Source organism: Reyranella sp. (assembly GCF_965279465.1).
In the GTDB taxonomy this organism is placed as follows: domain Bacteria; phylum Pseudomonadota; class Alphaproteobacteria; order Reyranellales; family Reyranellaceae; genus Reyranella.
Map to the genome: position 1 here is coordinate 2,398,171 of NZ_OZ257242.1, position 16,698 is coordinate 2,414,868.

General features: G+C 65.6%; 16 protein-coding genes. 8 read left to right on the plus strand and 8 right to left on the minus strand.

Annotated features, from left to right (window positions below):
- Positions 1–32 precede the first annotated feature (32 nt).
- The gene (locus tag ACQY8M_RS11750) at positions 33–587 is read left to right on the plus strand and encodes a cupin domain-containing protein (RefSeq protein ID WP_428672087.1); all 555 of its coding nucleotides are present in this window, start codon (positions 33–35) and stop codon (positions 585–587) included.
- Between the two features lie 314 nt (positions 588–901).
- Entirely contained in the window at positions 902–1,633 is a 732-nt protein-coding gene (locus ACQY8M_RS11755) for an IclR family transcriptional regulator (protein WP_428672089.1), read from the plus strand.
- A gap of 8 nt (positions 1,634–1,641) precedes the next feature.
- On the opposite strand, the gene ACQY8M_RS11760 is transcribed toward ACQY8M_RS11755, so the two are convergent.
- The 3 genes from ACQY8M_RS11760 to ACQY8M_RS11770 are packed head-to-tail and all read right to left on the minus strand — an operon-like array spanning position 1,642 to position 4,462.
- Positions 1,642–2,916, minus strand: coding sequence for a TRAP transporter large permease (locus tag ACQY8M_RS11760; RefSeq protein WP_428672091.1), 1,275 nt, complete (start codon positions 2,914–2,916; stop codon positions 1,642–1,644).
- A complete protein-coding gene (locus tag ACQY8M_RS11765; protein WP_428672093.1) occupies positions 2,913–3,446 on the minus strand; it encodes a TRAP transporter small permease in 534 nt (177 codons plus the stop codon). The genes ACQY8M_RS11760 and ACQY8M_RS11765 overlap by 4 nt, the downstream gene beginning before the upstream one ends.
- Entirely contained in the window at positions 3,443–4,462 is a 1,020-nt protein-coding gene (locus ACQY8M_RS11770) for a TRAP transporter substrate-binding protein (protein ID WP_428672095.1), read from the minus strand. The genes ACQY8M_RS11765 and ACQY8M_RS11770 overlap by 4 nt, the downstream gene beginning before the upstream one ends.
- A 180-nt stretch (positions 4,463–4,642) precedes the next feature.
- On the opposite strand from ACQY8M_RS11770, the gene ACQY8M_RS11775 reads away from it, so the two are divergent.
- From ACQY8M_RS11775 to ACQY8M_RS11800, 6 genes are all read left to right on the plus strand, one after another.
- Positions 4,643–6,349, plus strand: coding sequence for an N-acyl-D-amino-acid deacylase family protein (locus tag ACQY8M_RS11775; RefSeq protein ID WP_428672097.1), 1,707 nt, complete (start codon positions 4,643–4,645; stop codon positions 6,347–6,349).
- 5 nt (positions 6,350–6,354) lie between these two features.
- Positions 6,355–7,626 (plus strand): CaiB/BaiF CoA transferase family protein, encoded by a 1,272-nt coding sequence (locus tag ACQY8M_RS11780; protein ID WP_428672099.1) that lies wholly within the window; start codon positions 6,355–6,357, stop codon positions 7,624–7,626.
- Positions 7,627–7,638: 12 nt separating this feature from the next.
- Positions 7,639–8,709 carry an amidohydrolase family protein gene (locus ACQY8M_RS11785; RefSeq protein ID WP_428672101.1) on the plus strand — a complete coding sequence of 357 codons (1,071 nt, stop codon included), beginning with the start codon at positions 7,639–7,641 and terminating at the stop codon, positions 8,707–8,709.
- A 14-nt stretch (positions 8,710–8,723) separates the two neighbouring features.
- The gene (locus tag ACQY8M_RS11790) at positions 8,724–9,533 is read left to right on the plus strand and encodes an alpha/beta fold hydrolase (protein ID WP_428672103.1); all 810 of its coding nucleotides are present in this window, start codon (positions 8,724–8,726) and stop codon (positions 9,531–9,533) included.
- Positions 9,534–9,778: 245 nt separating this feature from the next.
- Positions 9,779–9,904, plus strand: coding sequence for a hypothetical protein (locus ACQY8M_RS11795; RefSeq protein WP_428672105.1), 126 nt, complete (start codon positions 9,779–9,781; stop codon positions 9,902–9,904).
- A gap of 106 nt (positions 9,905–10,010) precedes the next feature.
- Positions 10,011–11,321 carry an NtaA/DmoA family FMN-dependent monooxygenase gene (locus tag ACQY8M_RS11800; RefSeq protein ID WP_428672107.1) on the plus strand — a complete coding sequence of 437 codons (1,311 nt, stop codon included), beginning with the start codon at positions 10,011–10,013 and terminating at the stop codon, positions 11,319–11,321.
- 18 nt (positions 11,322–11,339) lie between these two features.
- On the opposite strand, the gene ACQY8M_RS11805 is transcribed toward ACQY8M_RS11800, so the two are convergent.
- The 5 genes from ACQY8M_RS11805 to ACQY8M_RS11825 are packed head-to-tail and all read right to left on the minus strand — an operon-like array spanning position 11,340 to position 16,646.
- A complete protein-coding gene (locus tag ACQY8M_RS11805; RefSeq protein WP_428672109.1) occupies positions 11,340–12,302 on the minus strand; it encodes an ABC transporter ATP-binding protein in 963 nt (320 codons plus the stop codon).
- Complete coding sequence (locus tag ACQY8M_RS11810) at positions 12,299–13,285, minus strand: ABC transporter ATP-binding protein (RefSeq protein WP_428672111.1); 987 nt, start codon at positions 13,283–13,285, stop codon at positions 12,299–12,301. The genes ACQY8M_RS11805 and ACQY8M_RS11810 overlap by 4 nt, the downstream gene beginning before the upstream one ends.
- Positions 13,282–14,187 carry an ABC transporter permease gene (locus tag ACQY8M_RS11815; protein WP_428672113.1) on the minus strand — a complete coding sequence of 302 codons (906 nt, stop codon included), beginning with the start codon at positions 14,185–14,187 and terminating at the stop codon, positions 13,282–13,284. Before ACQY8M_RS11815 ends, ACQY8M_RS11810 begins: the two co-directional genes overlap by 4 nt.
- Positions 14,188–14,189: 2 nt before the next feature.
- A complete protein-coding gene (locus ACQY8M_RS11820; RefSeq protein ID WP_428672115.1) occupies positions 14,190–15,140 on the minus strand; it encodes an ABC transporter permease in 951 nt (316 codons plus the stop codon).
- A 24-nt stretch (positions 15,141–15,164) separates the two neighbouring features.
- Positions 15,165–16,646 (minus strand): ABC transporter substrate-binding protein, encoded by a 1,482-nt coding sequence (locus ACQY8M_RS11825; protein ID WP_428672117.1) that lies wholly within the window; start codon positions 16,644–16,646, stop codon positions 15,165–15,167.
- Positions 16,647–16,698 lie beyond the last annotated feature (52 nt).

Genomic DNA, 16,698 nt, shown 5'->3' on the forward strand with positions numbered 1-16,698 from the left:
CTGTCGATGCTGTCCCGGAGCCGTTGGGGTAATTGCTGCCGTGTGCCTGTCGGGGCGAGCTGGTTGTCGTCGCGCCGGAGCCCAGGCACCAAGAGGACCAATCCATGAGCATATCCTTTGTCCATTCCCATGGGACGCAGTCCCCAATAGAGATCCCCGCCATCGGCCTCGATCTATTCGTCCGCCTGCCTCCTGCCTCCAGCGATGGCGCGTTCTGCTTCATCGAAACGATCAATGCGCCGGGTGCGGGCCCGCCGCTGCATCGCCACCGGGAGGCGGAGATCTTCCGCGTCATCGAGGGGCGTTACCTCTATGAAGTGGAAGGTCGACGCTTCTTCGCCGAGGCGGGTGATGTCGTCAGCATTCCGGGCGGCGTGGCCCACGGCTTCGTCAACGTAACGGAAATGCCCGCCCGCCAGTACATCCTCATGACCCCGGCACTCGATGCCGCGGCGTTCTTCAGGGAACTTGCGGAAGCGATGCGGGATGGCGTGCCGGATCAAACGGCACTCAACGCCTTCGGCATCAAGTGGAACGTCGAGTTCCTCGGACCGCCCCTGAGCCCACGCGACCGCCCGACCAGCTGACCCCGTCACTCGAGCTCCGAAGGGTGGTCGGGGTCTTCCGGCCGGCGCGCGCCCTGAAATGTCATAGGCCACCGTCGAGCCAACGAGGCGGCGAAAAGATGTGGGGCGAAGGTGGAGGAACGGCTCGGTGACTGAGACGACGCGAAATAGCCGCTGCCAGTCCGTTCGCGGCCCGGTGGGAGCAAGCGGATTCACAACCAGTTCACCGAGCGTGTCCGCTGGCAAATCCGCCTTATTCTGCTGAGCATCTCATGTCGGCGGTGTAGAGAAGATCGATGCGGAGAACGCCTGCCTCTGAAGTCGGCGAGAATTCTGTGGTCAAATCGGTCGGTCGTGCCTTCGAAGTCCTTGAGGCCTTCAACGAGGTGCGCAAACCGATGCTGGCCATCGAAATTGCCAAGCGGTTTAGCTTCCCCGCGTCGAGCACTGCAGCGCTCCTCAAGAGCATGGTCAAGCTTGGCTACCTCAGTTTCGATCAGCGCGACCGCCGGTACTTTCCAACGATCCGCATCGCCATCATCTCCGAGTATTTGCACGGTGCGCTATTCGGCCAGGGCAACCTGATGGCCCTGATGGGGGACATGCACAGCCAGATCGGCGAAACAATCATTCTCGGCATCCGAAAGGATCTCGAGGCCCAATACGTACACATCATTCCCGGCATCTATCCGATCATGCTCAATGTACCGCCGGGGACAGTGCGGCCGCTTCATCGCTCCGGGATGGGTTGGGCGTTGCTGAGCCAGTGCGAGGAGGCCGAGATCCGCGCCATCGTCGAGCGCGTCAAAGCCGATGGACGCGGGTCGCCGATCGACCACACGGAACTCATAGCCACACTCAAGGAGGTGAGGACGCTCGGCTACGCGCGGTCTTACGGCACCTATGTGGCAGGAAGCGGCATCATCGCGATGAACCTTCCCGGCACGTCCCACGACCGCAGGGTCGCCATCGGCGCCGGAGGGCCGGTCGACAGGCTCCAGTCACGCGAACGCGAGATCGTTCGCTTGATGCGTGCTGCCATAAACCGGCATTTCGGCAAGCCATAGCTGAGGCTTCATCTCATCGTCTTGGGCAACCAGGTGACGATCTGCGGGAATATCGAGATGGCGAACATCATGCAGATCATCATCACGACATAGGGGATGACGCTGATCGACATGCGCCCGATGTGGACCTTGCCTATGCCCGAGAGCGCATAAAGGTTGATGCCGAAGGGCGGATGGATCTGCGCCACCTCGACTGCCAGCACGACGAAGACGCCGAACGCCAGCGGGTCCATGCCGATCGCCTTGGCGAGAGGGAACATGATCGGCACCGACACAAGCATCATGGACGTCGCCTCGAGGAAGGTTCCGAGCAGGATGTAGATCAGCACCATCAAGGTGACGATCGCGAGATAGCCGAGCCCTGAAGAGGAAACCATGTCGACCACCATTTGCGGCAGCCCGGTCAGGGTAAAGAACTCGGTAAGCGCCTGGCCGAAGGCGATCATCATGAAGATCATGACGCTCGTGCGCGTCGCCTTCATGGTCGCGCTCCAGAAATGCTGCCAGGTCAGCATGCGAGTGGCGACGCCGACGACGAGGACGTAAGCCACGGCCAACGCCGCGACCTCGGTCGGCGTGGCGAGCCCGCTGTAGATGCTGAACAGCACGCCGAGGGGCAGCAGCAGCACCAGGATCGCCTCGCGCGTCACCTGGATGCGCTCGATCCATGTTATCGGCGTCGGATCGGAGCGCACGCCGGAAAAGAAAATGGCGTAGATCGCCATCAGCATCGCCAGCAGCACGCCCGGCACCGCGCCGGCAATGAAGAGCTGGGCGATCGACTGCTCGGTCAGCACCCCGAAGATGATCATGGCGATGCTGGGCGGAATCAGGATGCCGAGCGTGCCACCGGCGGCGATCAGCGAGCCGCTGAAATGCGGCGTGTAGCCGCCGCGCACCAGGGCTGGGAAGGCAACCAGGCCGATCGTCACGGCGGTCGCTACCGATGAGCCGCAGATGGCGGCGAAGATGGCGCACGCCACCACGGTCGCAACGCCCAGTCCGCCCGGCACCGCGCCGACCCAGACTCGGGCGAACCTGAACAGCTTTTCGTTGAGGCCGGCCACCTCCATGAGCGTCCCGGCATAGATGTAGAGCGGCACGGCGATCAACAGGAAATTGCCGAGCGATTGATAGACGGTGAGGCCGAGATTGAGCAGGGGCGAGGTGCTCTCGTCGAGCAGCCACACCCCGGTGAGTGCCGCGATCCCCATGGCACCGAAGATCGGCGTGCCGGCGATCACGAGCGCGAAGAAGAACAGCAGGACGCCGAGCGCGATCATCGCGGCTCCTTCCGGATGCGATGGACCAGCGCCACGATCCGCGCCACCAGCGCCAGCAGCAGCACGACGAAGCCCAGCAACAGCACGAGCTGCGGCACGGCGAGCGGGGCGCCAACGATTGTCGACGAGCGCAGCCCGTACTGCAGTGAATTGTCGACCAGCGCCAGCAGACCCCAGCACAATCCGGTGACCAGCGCCGTTACCAGGCACCAGACCACCAGCCCGACGAGTCGGCGCACACGCGGCCGCAGAACGTCGATCACCAGATGCATGGCGAAGTGCTCGTTGTGGCGCAGGGTCTCGCCCGCGCCCAGAACGGCGACACCGATCACCATGTAACCCGCGACCTCGGTTGCCCAGTCGGTCGGATGGCCAAGGAAGCGGGCGAAAACGTCATAGGTCACGATCGCTGTGATGATGATCAGCGTCATGCCGCCGAGGTACGCGCCCCAGCGGCTGATGCCTCCCACCAGTTTGAAGAAGAAGCCCTGCTCGCGAACCTCCGGGGCCTCTTCCGCCTCGATGCTCACTTCGCGGCGCTCGCGGCGAGAATCGGTGCCATCATCTCCTTGCTGAAGCTGTCACCCTTGGCGAGCAGGGGCGCCGTCGCCTTGGCCCATTGCGCGAACTGCGGCATCGAGGGATCGAGCAGCGTCACCTCCATGCCCTTCTGGCGATACAGGTCGGCGAGCCCGGCGCGGTCCTTGATGATCTCGGCGCGGCAGGCCAGCTCGGCTTCGCGGATCGCCTTGCCGATCGTCTCACGGTCGGCCGCCGAGAAGCCGTTCCACCATTGCAGGTTGGCTGCAAAGCCCTGCATGCCGGTTCCGGTGAACGAGCCGGGGATGATGGCGAACTTGGTGACTTCGTAGACGCGCTGCGACTGGATTCCCTGAAAGCCGATGATCGCCGATTCGATCGTGCCGTGCTGCAGCGCGGTGTAGACCTCGGCGAAAGGAATTGCGACCGGCGAGCCGCCGAGCAGCTTGATCAACTCCGCATGCATCTCAGCCGGAGCGCGCATGCGCAGTCCCTTGACGTCCTCAGGCGCGAGGATCTTTTTTGATGAGGCGATGGCCGGCGAGCCGATATCGGTCATGGCGAGAAGGGTCGCGCCCTTGGTGCGGAACTGCTTGTCGAGCACTTCCTTGAAGCCGCCCGGCTGATCGCACGCCGTGGCGACCTGCTCCATGGTCATGGCTGTCGGCAGGGACAGGGCGCCGACATCCTTGATCAGCCCCGACCAGCCCTGCACGGTGATCCAGCCGAATTTCACTTTGCCGGTCGGGATCGCAATCGGCATATCGACATCCTGCGCCAGCTGGCCCGCTGGATAGTGCTTTACCGTGATGCGCCCGTTGCTCTCGCGCTGCAGCGCCGCCTCGAGCGGCCCCAGGAACTGCACGATGTTGATGTGTGTCGGGCTGCCCCAGGTGGCGAGCGGGATGACGATCTTGGCCTGCGCTCGCACCACCGCCGGCGCGGCAAGGGGCAGAGCGGCCAGTCCCGCCAAGAGCGGACGGCGGCGCAACGTGATCCTCTTCATTGATTACCTCCCTTTATTGCGCGCCAGTGTGGCGGTCGCGAATCCGATCTCTCAAGCGATGCTCTCGCAACCCAGCCATGCGCGTTCACATATGTGAATGCATAAGACACATTCTCCGAAATCGATTGAAGGCGAAGCGGCTCGGCCCGCAGTCTTGACTCAGAACAGAGGGAGGATCCGATGGGTACGGGCAGGCTTGTCATCCGCGGCGGGACTGTGGTCGACGGCACCGGCGCCGAGTCGCGCGAGGCCGACGTCGCGATCGAGGACGGCCAGATCGTCGAGGTGGGTCAGGTCACTCGCCGTGGGGAAGAGGAGCTCGATGCCCGGGGCCTGCTCGTCACGCCGGGCTTTGTCGACATCCACACCCACTATGATGGCCAAGCGACCTGGAGCAGCCGCATTGCGCCGTCGTCTTCGCACGGCGTCACCACCGCGATCATGGGCAATTGCGGTGTCGGCTTCGCACCCTGCCGGCCCGACGAGCGCGACATGCTGGTGCGTCTGATGGAAGGCGTGGAGGACATCCCGGGCGTTGTTCTCGAGGAGGGGCTGCCGTGGAATTGGGAATCCTTCCCCGACTATCTCGATGCGCTGGCGAAGCGCCGGTTCGACATCGACCTTGGCACCCAGGTCCCGCACGCGGCGCTGCGCATCTATGTCATGGGCAGGCGAGCCGCAGAGCGCGAGCTGGCCACGGAGGCGGATGCCGCGGCGATGGCGCGGCTGGCCGCCGAGGGCATACGCGCCGGTGCGCTCGGCTTCTCGACCTCGCGCACGCTCGCCCATCGCAGCAGCGACGGCATGCCGACACCGACGCTCAATGCCTATGAGCCGGAACTCGTTGCCATCGCCGAGGCGATCGGTCGGACCGGCCGCGGCGTGCTGCAGATCGTCACCGACCATCCCTCGGACGATGCCGAATTCGCCATGCTGAGCGGACTCGCCCGCCGCTCTGGCCGGCCGCTCTCGATCTCGCTCGGCCAGGCTGACCGCGCACCCGACCGCTGGCGCCACGCGCTGGAGCTGATTGAGGAAGCGGTGAACTCAGGCTTGCCGATCAAGGCACAGGTGTGCGGCCGCGCCGTCGGTCTGGTCTACGGCCTGGAACTGTCGCTCAACCCGTTCTCCAGCCATCCGAGCTGGGCCGCGATCGCTGGCTTGGCTCTGGCGGAGAAGGTCGCCGCAATGCGCGCACCCGACTTCAAGGCACGCCTGCTCGCCGAACAGCCGACCGACCGCGCCAGCCGGGAGCGGCTGTTCAACTTCGAGCGCCTCTTTCCCTTTGCTGAACGGCCCGACTACGAGCCGCCAGCCTCCGACAGCATTGCCAGCCGAGCCCGGACCCTCGGCCGCGACCCGGCCGAGCTCGCCTACGAGATGCTGCTCGAGCGCGACGGGCAGGCCACATTCTACCGCCCGCTCCTCAACTACGCTGCCGGCAACCTCGACGCCTGCGCCGAGATGCTGGGTCATCGCGACAGCCTGGTCAGCCTGGGCGACGGTGGCGCGCACTGCGGCTTCATCTGCGATGCCAGCCTGCCGACCTTCATGCTCGCCCACTGGACCCGAGACCGGCGGTCCGGCCATCGCTTTTCGATTCCCGAAATCGTCAAGGCACTCTCGCACGACAACGCCCGCGCGGTGGGCCTCGTCGACCGTGGCGTCATCGCGCCAGGGGCGAAGGCTGACCTCAACGTGATCGACTACGACCGCCTCCAGCTGCATGCGCCGCGGGTCGCCTACGACCTGCCGGCCGGAGGCCGCCGGCTGCTGCAGGACGCTACCGGCTATCGCGCGACGATCGTCGCGGGAGTCGTTACCCAGCGCGACGATCGGCCGACCGGCGCACTGCCGGGGAGATTGGTTCGCGGCGGAGGGGCCTGACGGCCATGGACGGCAGTCCCTCGAGCCGCCCCGAGCTTCCCCCACATGAGCCGCGCCCCGCGGGCGCACCGACGGCGCTCAACGGCACGTTGGTGGCCGATTTCTCGCGCGTGCTGGCCGGTCCGGTCTGTACCCAGCTGCTCGCCGATCTCGGCGCGCGCGTCATCAAGATAGAGCATCCCGACGGCGACGACATGCGCCATGCGAGCCAGGCCTCGATTGGCGGATTGACTGCCGCCTTCCTGGCGTTGAATCGCGGCAAGCAGAGCCTCGTGCTCGATCTCTCGTCCCCGGCTGGCCACGCAGTAGCGATCGACTTGATAAGCCGAGCCGACGTGCTGGTCGAGAACTTCACCCCCGGGGTCATGAAGCGCCTCGGGCTCGACTATGATGCCGTCGCGAAGACCAACCCGCGCCTCGTTTACTGCTCGGTCTCGGCCTACGGTCAGACCGGCGCCGCGGCCCGTCGATCGGGCTACGACCCGGTGATTCAGGCCGAAAGCGGCCTGATGTCGCTCAACGGCTTCGCCGACGGCCCGCCTGTGCGTGTCGGGCCGCCGGTGGTCGATGTCTCGACCGGGATGATGGCTTGCAACGCCGTGCTGGCTGGCCTTCTTGCACGCCAGCACACCAACCGGGGCCAGCATGTCGAGGTCGCGCTGTTCGACACCGCAGCCAACCTCGGCGCGCTCTACGGCATGAGCCATCTGATCGACGGCGGCGTTCCCGCCCGATTCGGCCAGGCTCCTCCCGGCGCCGCGCCAGTCGGGTTGTTCGAAGCGAGCGACGGGCCGTTCTATCTGTGTATCGTCAACGACCGGCTGTTCCGCCGCCTCGCCGTCGACGTGCTGGGCCGTCCCGACCTCGCAGATGATCCGCGCTTCTCCCGGAACCGCGCGCGGGCTGCCAACCGGCCTGCGCTCTTCGCCGATCTCGCCGCCATCTTTTCGGGCCGTTCGCGTGAGGACTGGATGGCACGCCTGCAGGACGCCAACGTGCCGGCAGGCCCGGTGCGCACCGTGGCCGAGGCCTATGCCAGCCCCGAGATGAAGGCTCGCGGCCTCGCCCGGGCGGTGGCGCACGAGATCGCAGGCACCGTGCCCAACATTGGACCGGCCGTTCGCTTTTCACACACCTCTACCGCCGCGCCTGTGCCCGCGCCGGCCCTCGGCCAGCACTCACAGACGGTGCTCGAGGAGCTGCTCGGCTACGACGCGACGCGCTGCGCGGCACTCGCCGCCGGCGGCGCATTCGGCAAGGCGCAACACGGCCGGTAAATGGAGATCGCGATGAGTGATGGCGCCACGGGCAGCAAAATTCCCGATGCCTTCCTGTCCGTCCGGCCGGAATGGCTCGCTCTGCAGGCCGAGGAGACGGTGCTCGAGCCGGATCTGCCGATCGTCGATCCGCACCACCACCTGATGGACATGCGCGGCCATCAATACATGCTGCCGGACTTCCTGGCCGACGTTGCCACGGGGCACCGGCTGGTTGCTTCGCTCTTCGTCGAGTGCCGCGTCTTCTATCGGCCCTGGGGTCCGGACGACCGCAAATCCCTTGGCGAGACTGAATTCGTCAACGGCGTGGCGGCGATGAGCGCCAGCGGTCTTTACGGTCCGACGCGCGCCTGCGCGGGAATTATTGGCAATGTCGACCTGCGCTTTGGCGATCGGGTCCGAGGGGCGCTAGAGGCGCATGTGGCGGCGGCCGGAGGGCGCTTTCGCGGCATCCGCAACGTGGCGGCATGGCACAAGGACGGATTGCGGGCGACCAGCGCCAATCCGCCAGAGGGTCTGTTGCGCGATCGCGAGTTCCGAAAGGGCTTCGCGGCGCTGGCTCCGCTTGGCCTGACATTCGATGCCTGGCTGCTGCATACCCAGCTGTCGGATCTGATCGATCTGGCGCACGCCTTTCCCGACACCACCATCATCTGCGACCACATCGGCGGCCCCGCCACCTTCGGGCCCTACGCCGGCAGGCGGGACGAAGTGTTCGCCGACTGGAGCCGATCCATGCGTGAGCTGGCGCGCTGTCCCAACGTCAACGTCAAGCTCGGCGGCATGGGCATGCATGTGCTGGGCTTCGACTTCCCGCACCGCCCGCGTCCTCCTTCGTCGGCGCAACTCGCCGAGGCATGGAAGCCCTATGTCGAGCTGTGCCTCGACGCATTCGGTGCCGGTCGCGCCATGTTCGAGAGCAACTTCCCGGTCGACAAGGGAACGTGCAGTTGGCTGGTGCTGTGGAACGCCTTCAAGCGACTGGCGTCCGGCAGCAGCGCCGACGAGAAGCAGGCCCTCTTCCACGGCAACGCCTGCCGGATATACGGTCTCGACCTTGCCGCCCAAGGCATTGTGATCTGAAGGAACAGGGACGCATGCGAGAGATTGCCGTTGCCGATGGCACCCTGGCCTGGGACGTCGTCGACCTGACGCCGCCTTGGCTGGCCACTCCAAGCACGGTCATCCTGCATCACGGGCTCGGCACCAATGCAGACATGTGGAGCGGATGGCTGCCGCGGCTTGCCGCGCACCACCGTGTCGTGCGCTTCGATATGCGTGGCTGTGGTCGCTCCGGCCCTTTGAATCGCGCCGAACCGCTGAGCCTGGAGCCGTTCCGGGAAGATGTGCTGGCGGTGGCCGATGCCGCTGGCGCGGAGCGCTTCCATTTGATCGGCGAATCGTTCGGTGGCACCGTCGCGCTGTTCACCGGGGCGACGTGCCGGGAGCGACTGGTGTCGGTAACCACCATCTCGTCCCCCCATCGCGGCGCCCGGATGCGCATCCTGGACGGCTGGCAGGAGTTGGCCGACGATCCGGAAAGCATGCGCGAGTGGTCGGAGCGGATGATGGCCTACCGCTTCTTCGACGGCGCGGTGCGGCCCGAAGCGCTCGATTGGTTTCGGGTCCTGCAAGATAAGACCGATCCTTGTCTGGTCCGCGGCGTTGCGCAGCTGGTGCGAACCATGGATCTGACGCCGCTGCTGCGGGATCTCGATCTGCCAGCGCTGCTGATCGCGCCCGATTCCAGCCCCTTTGTCGAGGCTGAATTGGTCTCCGAGCTGCATGGCATAATGCCGGCAAGCTCGCTGCAGATCTTTGCGGGCACGCGACATGGGCTGGCTTTCTCGCACGCCTCCGCGTGCGCCGACCTGTTTCAGGCGTTCTCAGCCGCGCTGCCGTCGTGACGGCGAAGCGGGGTGGGGTCGCCCTGTGCATTACGGTTGCCGTCTTGCTCTGAGGTGAGCGCGTTGAGCGGCCGCTGATGAGCCGTTCGCCTGAATGACCATGCGATGACATTCGCGGATTGGAGGCGCTTTCGAGCAAGTCCGACCGCGATGCGGCGGACTTCGTGGCGGTGCGGCTGCCGGTTGGCCGCTCGTCGCGCGGGCGCAACCGGTGATGCCGGTGATCGATTCCTGGGCGCGGGGTCGTGTGGGCCGCGGGTGCCGCCGGCACTTTCCCGATGAGCGCCGCCATCTCGCTGTGCATGGTGCTGGTCCTCGCGATGGCTACGACTTTCATCCTGCGCTTTGCCAGGCGCGGCAGCGACGTTTGACGGCTGGACGCCCAGGACGCCGGACAAGGTTGCCGTCGACAACGACCGGGGCTATTCCGCGCGGTGTTGCAGGCATGGCTGGCAGGCGTTTTGCAAGCTGCAGGTCATGAGCACTCGTCCTTTCCATCTCGCCTGGTTCCTTGGCCAGAGTTTCGCCTCCAAGAACTGGCGCTCGATGTGGGCCGGCAGTGCCTCCGACGTCCAGCGCTGGATGATGCCCGACATCTTCATCGACCTTGCCAAGGGGATGGAGCGCGCGTGCATGGACTACATGATCATCGAGGATTCCTCGAACGTCCCCTACACCTACAAAGGCAACCACGACACCTATCTGCAATACGCTCAAGGCAGCCCCAAGCTCGACCCTGCGGTCCTCGTGCCGTGGCTTGCGCAGGCCACGCAGCATCTTGGTCTCGTGCCCACTCTTTCTGTGTCGGAATACCCGCCTTACCTGGCGGCGCGTCTCATCAATTCCCTGGACCACGTCACCGAGGGCCGGATCGGCTGGAACTGCGTCACCGGCAGCAACGATGGAACGGCGCAGAACTACGGTCACGACAAGCACCGGCCGCACGACGAGCGCTACGAGGTCGCCGACGAATTCGCCGACGTGGTCACCAGGCTGTGGGAGGCGTGGGACGCGGACGCGGTGGTGCTCGATCCCACCATCCCGATGTTCGCCGACGGCAAGAAGGTCCGGCCGATCCATCACGAAGGCAAGTACTTCAAGGTGCGCGGGCCGCTCAACGCGCCACGCTCGCCGCAAGGGCGAGTGCCGATCGTGCAGGCCGGCGGCTCGGCGGCAGGCAAGAAGTTTGCGTCCAAGTGGGCCGACACCATCATCACGGAAGGCAGCAACATCGAGAAGATGAAGGAGTATCGCCAGGAGGTGCGCCGCAACGCTGCCGCGATCGGTCGCAATCCGGACGACATCAAGCTCCTGTTCCTGTGCTCTCCGATCGTCGACACGACGATGGAGGCGGCGATCGAGCGGCGTCGGTTGCAGCAGGAAGACTCGCTGAAGCACGTCGAGATGCAGCTCTCCGGAATGTCGCGGCTGACCGGCATCGACTTCTCCAAGTTCGATCTCGACGAGCCGCTGCCGCTCACCCTGACGACCAATGGCCACCAGTCCTCGCTCGCCCGGTGGCTCGGCAAGCCTCTGCGCGAGATCGTGCGCACCTACGCCAGCAAGGGCAGCCTCGACTACACCGGTACGCCCGATCACGTGGCAGGGGTGATGCAGGAGATCATGGAAGAAGTGGGTGGTGACGGCTTCCTGATATCCGATACCCCGATCGACCGTCGCTCGGTGATGGAGGTTTGCGATGGGCTGGTTCCCGAGTTGCAGCGCCGTGGCCTGACCCGCAAGGCCTATGCGCACAAGCATCTGCGCGATAACCTCCTGGAGTTCTGAGGCGGCGATTTTTTCGGTTTAGACGTCTTTGAGGCGGATGCACTTCGCCCAATGCGCGTTTGCGAGCGGATATTGCGGCGGATCGATCTTCGCGCACTCGTCGATCGCGATCGGGCAGCGCGTGCGGAAGCGGCAGCCCGAGGGCGGGTCGGCCGGATTGGGCAGGTCGCCCTTCAGGATGATGCGCTGGCGCTGCGCCTCGACGTCGGGATCGGGCACCGGCACAGCCGACATCAGCGACTTCGTATAAGGATGCGCCGGTGCGGCGTAGATCTCGTCCTTGCCGGCCATCTCGACGATCTTGCCGAGATACATCACGGCCACCTGGTCGCTGATGTGACGCACGACGCTGAGATCGTGGGAGATGAAGATGTAGGTGAGGCCCAACCGCTCCTGCAAATCCTGCAGCAGGTTCACGATCTGCGCCTGGATCGACACATCGAGCGCCGACACCGGCTCATCGCAGATGATCAGCTCGGGCTCGACGGCGAGCGCGCGGCAGATCGCGACCCGCTGCGCCTGGCCGCCGCTGAGCTCGTGCGGGTAGCGTTCGAAGAGAGAGCCCGAGAGGCCCACCATGTCGAGGAGCTCGCGGATGCGGCCGGCGCGCGTGCTGCCTCGAAACAGGCCGTGGATGTCGAGCGCCTCTCCCACGAGATCGCCGATCGGCATGCGCGGATTGAGCGAGGCGTGCGCGTCCTGGAAGATGATCTGCAGCTTGCGCCGCATCCGGCGCAGGTCGCGCTTGTTCATCCCGCAGAGGTCCGTGCCGCCGAACAGCACGCGGCCCGAAGTGGCGCGCACGAGCTGCAGGATCGCGTAGCCGGTCGTCGATTTGCCGCAGCCGGACTCGCCCACGAGGCCGAGCGTGCGGCCTTTCTCTACCTTGAACGAGACGCTGTCGACGGCCTTCACCGTGCCCGGAGCGTCCGGCCGGCCGAAGTGGACGTCGAGGTCCTCGACTTCGAGCAGCGTGCTCATGGCGCCCGGACTCCAGGCATCAAGTCGGCGAGGCAGCGGGCCCAGTGACCACTGCCGAAGTCGCGGGGCTCCGGCGGGATCGTCTGGCAGACGGGGACGGCGACGCGGCAACGCGGCAGGAAGGGACAGAGCGGGATCGGTCCGATCAGGCTGGGCGGCATGCCGTCGATGGGCGTCAGGCGGCGCGCGCCGGTGCCGTCGACCCTCGGCGTCGAACCCATGAGGCCGAGCGTATAGCCGTGGCTCGGGCGATGGAACAGCTCACGGATCGGGCCGGATTCCACGACGTTGCCCGCGTACATGACGTTGACCTTGTCGCACAGGCCCGCGACGACGCCGAGATCGTGGCTGATCCAGATCACGGAGGTGCCGCGCTCGCGCGTAAGGCGCTTCACCAGGTCGATAATCTGCGCCTGGATCGTGACGTCGAGCGCGGTCGTGGCCTCGTCGGCGATCAGCAGGCGCGGATTGCAGGACAGCGCGATCGCGATCATCACCCGCTGGCGCATGCCGCCGGAGAACTGGTGCGGATAGGCGCCGAGGCGTTTCTCTGCCGAGGGAATGCCGACCGTCTCCATCAGCTCTATCGCGCGGCGCTTCGCGGCCGGTCCGTCGAGCTTCTGGTGGCGGCGCAGCACTTCGGTGATCTGCCGCCCGATGGTGAGCACGGGATTGAGCGAACGCATCGGGTCCTGGAAGATCATCGCCATGCTCGCGCCGCGCTCCTCGCGCATCTCGGCCTCGCTGAGGCCCAGCAGCTCGCGGCCGTCGAAGGCCAGGCTGTCGGCAGCGATGTGGCCCGGCGGCTCGGGCACGAGGCGCATGATCGAGAGCGCCGTCACGCTCTTGCCGCTGCCGCTTTCGCCCACCAGCCCCAGGATCTCGCCCTCCTCGAGATCGAACGACACGCCGTCGACCGCGCGCACGTCGCCGCGATCCGTGGCGAAGCGGGTGCGAAGGTTGCGGACGCGCAGCAGGCTCATGTCGAAGTCTCCGACGCGACGCTGCGGCGCGTGCGCCAGGCGCGCGGGTCGAGCGCATCGCGCAGACCGTCGCCCATGAAGTTGATGCTGAGCACGCAGATCGCGATGATCGAGGTCGGCGCCAGGAACATCCACGGGGCGTCGCCCAGGAAGCGGCGGGCTTCGCTCATGTCGCGGCCCCAGCTCGGCGCGGGCGGCTGCGTGCCGAAGCCCAGGAAGCTGAGTGACGCCTCCGAGACGACGGCGGCCGCGAAGACGACCGTGAGCTGGACCACGATCGGCGAGACCATGTTGCGCAACAGATGCGAGAGCACGATGCGCAGCGGACTGGCGCCCAGCGCGCGGGCAGCCGTCACATAGACTTCCTCGCGCACGGCGAGCGTGCTGCCGCGCACCATGCGCGCCAGGATCGGCGCCTGCACGAGGCCGAGCGCCAGCATCACGTTCTTGATGTCCGGCCCCAGCAGGCCGACCAGCGCCACGGCCAGCAGCAGGGGCGGGAAAGTGAGGAAGGCATCGACCAGCCGCATCAGCGCGTTGTCGACCTTGCCGCCGAAATAGCCCGACGAGAGACCGAGCGGCACGCCCAGCACGAAGGCGAAGCCCACGACCAGCAGGCCGACCGAAAGCGAGGTGCGGCCGCCCCAGAGCATGCGCGAGAAGACGTCGCGGCCGAAATGGTCGGTCCCCATCAGGTGATCGAACGACGGTGGCTTCAGCTTCATCGAAAGCTTGATCTGGACGGGATCGTAGGGCGCGACCCAGGGTGCGAAGGCGGCCGTGAGGCAGACGGCCAGCAGGATGACGAGGCCGATCGTGGCGGCACGGTTGCGCGGGAACTGCCGCACGGCCAGCGCCAGCGAGCCGCGGAATTGCAGGGGAAGGGCGCGCGTCTCGGCCATCTTCAGTATCGGATTCGCGGATCGAGCAACGCGTACATGATGTCCGCGAAGATATTCATCAGCAGGAAGAAGACCGCGATCACCAGCGTGAAGCCCTGGATCACCGGGAAGTCGCGGTTGACCACGGCGTTCAGCACCGCCGAGCCCATGCCGGGCACCGCGAAGATGTACTCGATCGTGACCTGCACGCCGATCATGTAGCCGAACTGGACGGCGGCCATGGTGACGAAGGGAATCATCGCGTTCTTGAGCGCATGGACGATCACGATGGTGGCCGGCAGCAGGCCCTTGGCGCGCGCGGTGCGCATGTAATCCTGCGACAGGATGTCGATCATGCTGGAGCGCAGCAGTCGGGTCAGCATCGCCGTCTGCAGGGCGCCGAGCGCAACGGCGGGAAGGATGAAGGGGCTGTAGTGCTTCCACAACCCGCCTTGCTCGGCCTCGGACGAGCCGATGCCGGTGATCGGCAGCCAGTCGAGCTTGATCGAGAAGACATAGATCAGGATCAGCGCCAGGCCGAAGTTCGGCACGGCAAAACCCATCACCGTGTAACCGGTGCACAGATAGTCGATCCAGCTGTTGCGCCGCAGCGCCGCGATCACGCCCAGCGGGATCGAGACCACGAGCGCGAACAGCATGCCGGCGAGGGCCAGCTGCAGGCTGATCGGCAGCCGCTCGGCGATCAGGGTCGTGACGCGATCGTTGAGGCGCATCGAGCGGCCGAGGTCGCCAGTCACGACCTTGGCGATCCACAGCCCGTACTGCTCGGGCAGCGAGCGGTCGAGGTTGAACTCCTTGCGCATCGCCGTCGCGGCCTCGGGCGAGGTCTGCATGCCCAGCATGATCGTCACCGGGTCGCCCGGCGTCGCGCGGGTAATGGCGAAGGTCATCAGCGACACGACGAGCAGGACGAGCGGCACCTGGATCAGGCGACGGCCGAGATAGGACCACATCGCCAGACTATCCCTCGTGCGGCGTCAGGACCACGAAACCGTGTCGAGCTTTTCGGTGTATTCCTGCGGCGCGGGCTCGAAGCCCACCAGCTTGTTGTTGTAGATTTGGATGTTGTTCGTGTTGCAGTGATAGATGATCGGGCATTCCTCGAGCGTCGTGTCGACGATCTTGTGGTACATGGCCTCGCGCTTGGCCGGATCGAGCTCGCTGCGCGCGCCGTCGAGCATCGCGTCCATGGACGGCACGCTGTAGCCCGACGCGTTGCCCTTGCTGTTCAGGAACCACCACGAGGTCGCGTCGGGATCGGGCGCCACCAGGGTGATGTCCTCGAGATGCTGGTCGAATTTTCGGTTGAGCCACAGGCTGTTGAAGCCGCCCATGTCCATGCTCTTGATCTTGTAGGTGATGCCGATCTGGCTGACCATCGCGGCTACGAGCTCGAGCTCCTTGCGCAGCCAGTCCTTGTCGGAGGTGATGACCTCGACCTCGTAGCCCTTCACGCCGGCCTGGGCCATCAGCTCCTTGGCCTTCTTGAGATCCCCGTTCTTCGGGTACTTCAGCAGCGGTTGACGGTGACCCATGTAGCCGGCGGGGATCTGGTTGTCGGTGGGGATGGCCTCGCCGTAGTAGATCTCGCTCACGATCGCCTCGCGGTCGATCGCATAGGAGATCGCCTGGCGCACCAGCTTGTTGTGGTAGGCCGCTTCGGGCTTGGCCTTGAGGTTGAATTGCTGGTAGTCCCACGCCCAGCCCGGCGTCGACTTGATCGTGTACTTGGCTTCCTTGCGCAAGGCCTTCATGTCCTTGGGGTCGGGATGAGTCACGAAGTCGAGCTCGCCCTTCTGCAGCGCCTGCAAGCGGGTGGTCGAGTCGGGAATGGCACGATAGACGACGCGATCGAGCTTCGGAAAGCCCGGGCGCCAGTACTCCGGATGCTTGGCGAGCACGACCTCGGTGCCCTTCTTGCTCTCGATCTGGAACGGGCCGTTGCCGACAGGCATGGCGCTATAGGCGTCGTTGCCCATCTCCTTATGCGCCTTCGCCGACACGATCGTGCCGCCGTATCCCATGGTTACGCCGGGGAAGGCGCCGAACGGCTGCTTGGTCTTCATCTCGACCACGTACTTGCCGTCGGTCTTCACCGTGTCGATCGGGAACAGCGCGGTTCCCATCTGGAAGCTCCTCGACGACATGTGGAATTCGAAGGTGTAGACCACGTCTTCGGCTGTGAACTCGCCAAAGCCCTTCTGCCATTTCACGCCTTCGCGGATCTTGATGCGCCAGGTGAGCGGATCGGGATTGCTCCACTCGAGCGCCATGCGCGGCACGATGGAGCGGTCCTGGTAGTTTATGCCCACCAACCCGTCGAACACGTTGTACATGACCAGGCTGCCCTGGATGTCCGAGCGGATCACGGGGCTCAGATTGCCGAATTCGCCACCCCATGTGCCGACCCGGAGATCGCGCTTGCCTTGTGCCAGCGCCGGCGCGCGGCCTGTGCCCAATAGGAGGCCGGCCCCAAGAGCGCCGGCTCCGAAGCCGCGACGCGTAATGCCG

Bases quoted from the DNA above. Each gene is read 5' to 3' on its own strand.
- ACQY8M_RS11760 (WP_428672091.1), bottom strand. From the start codon at position 2,916: ATGATCGCGCTCGGCGTCCTGCTGTTCTTCTTCGCGCTCGTGATCGCC.
- ACQY8M_RS11770 (WP_428672095.1), bottom strand. From the start codon at position 4,462: ATGAAGAGGATCACGTTGCGCCGCCGTCCGCTCTTGGCGGGACTGGCC.
- ACQY8M_RS11775 (WP_428672097.1), top strand. From the start codon at position 4,643: ATGGGTACGGGCAGGCTTGTCATCCGCGGCGGGACTGTGGTCGACGGC.
- ACQY8M_RS11780 (WP_428672099.1), top strand. From the start codon at position 6,355: ATGGACGGCAGTCCCTCGAGCCGCCCCGAGCTTCCCCCACATGAGCCG.
- ACQY8M_RS11785 (WP_428672101.1), top strand. From the start codon at position 7,639: ATGAGTGATGGCGCCACGGGCAGCAAAATTCCCGATGCCTTCCTGTCC.
- ACQY8M_RS11790 (WP_428672103.1), top strand. From the start codon at position 8,724: ATGCGAGAGATTGCCGTTGCCGATGGCACCCTGGCCTGGGACGTCGTC.
- ACQY8M_RS11800 (WP_428672107.1), top strand. From the start codon at position 10,011: ATGAGCACTCGTCCTTTCCATCTCGCCTGGTTCCTTGGCCAGAGTTTC.
- ACQY8M_RS11805 (WP_428672109.1), bottom strand. From the start codon at position 12,302: ATGAGCACGCTGCTCGAAGTCGAGGACCTCGACGTCCACTTCGGCCGG.
- ACQY8M_RS11810 (WP_428672111.1), bottom strand. From the start codon at position 13,285: ATGAGCCTGCTGCGCGTCCGCAACCTTCGCACCCGCTTCGCCACGGAT.
- ACQY8M_RS11815 (WP_428672113.1), bottom strand. From the start codon at position 14,187: ATGGCCGAGACGCGCGCCCTTCCCCTGCAATTCCGCGGCTCGCTGGCG.
- ACQY8M_RS11820 (WP_428672115.1), bottom strand. From the start codon at position 15,140: ATGTGGTCCTATCTCGGCCGTCGCCTGATCCAGGTGCCGCTCGTCCTG.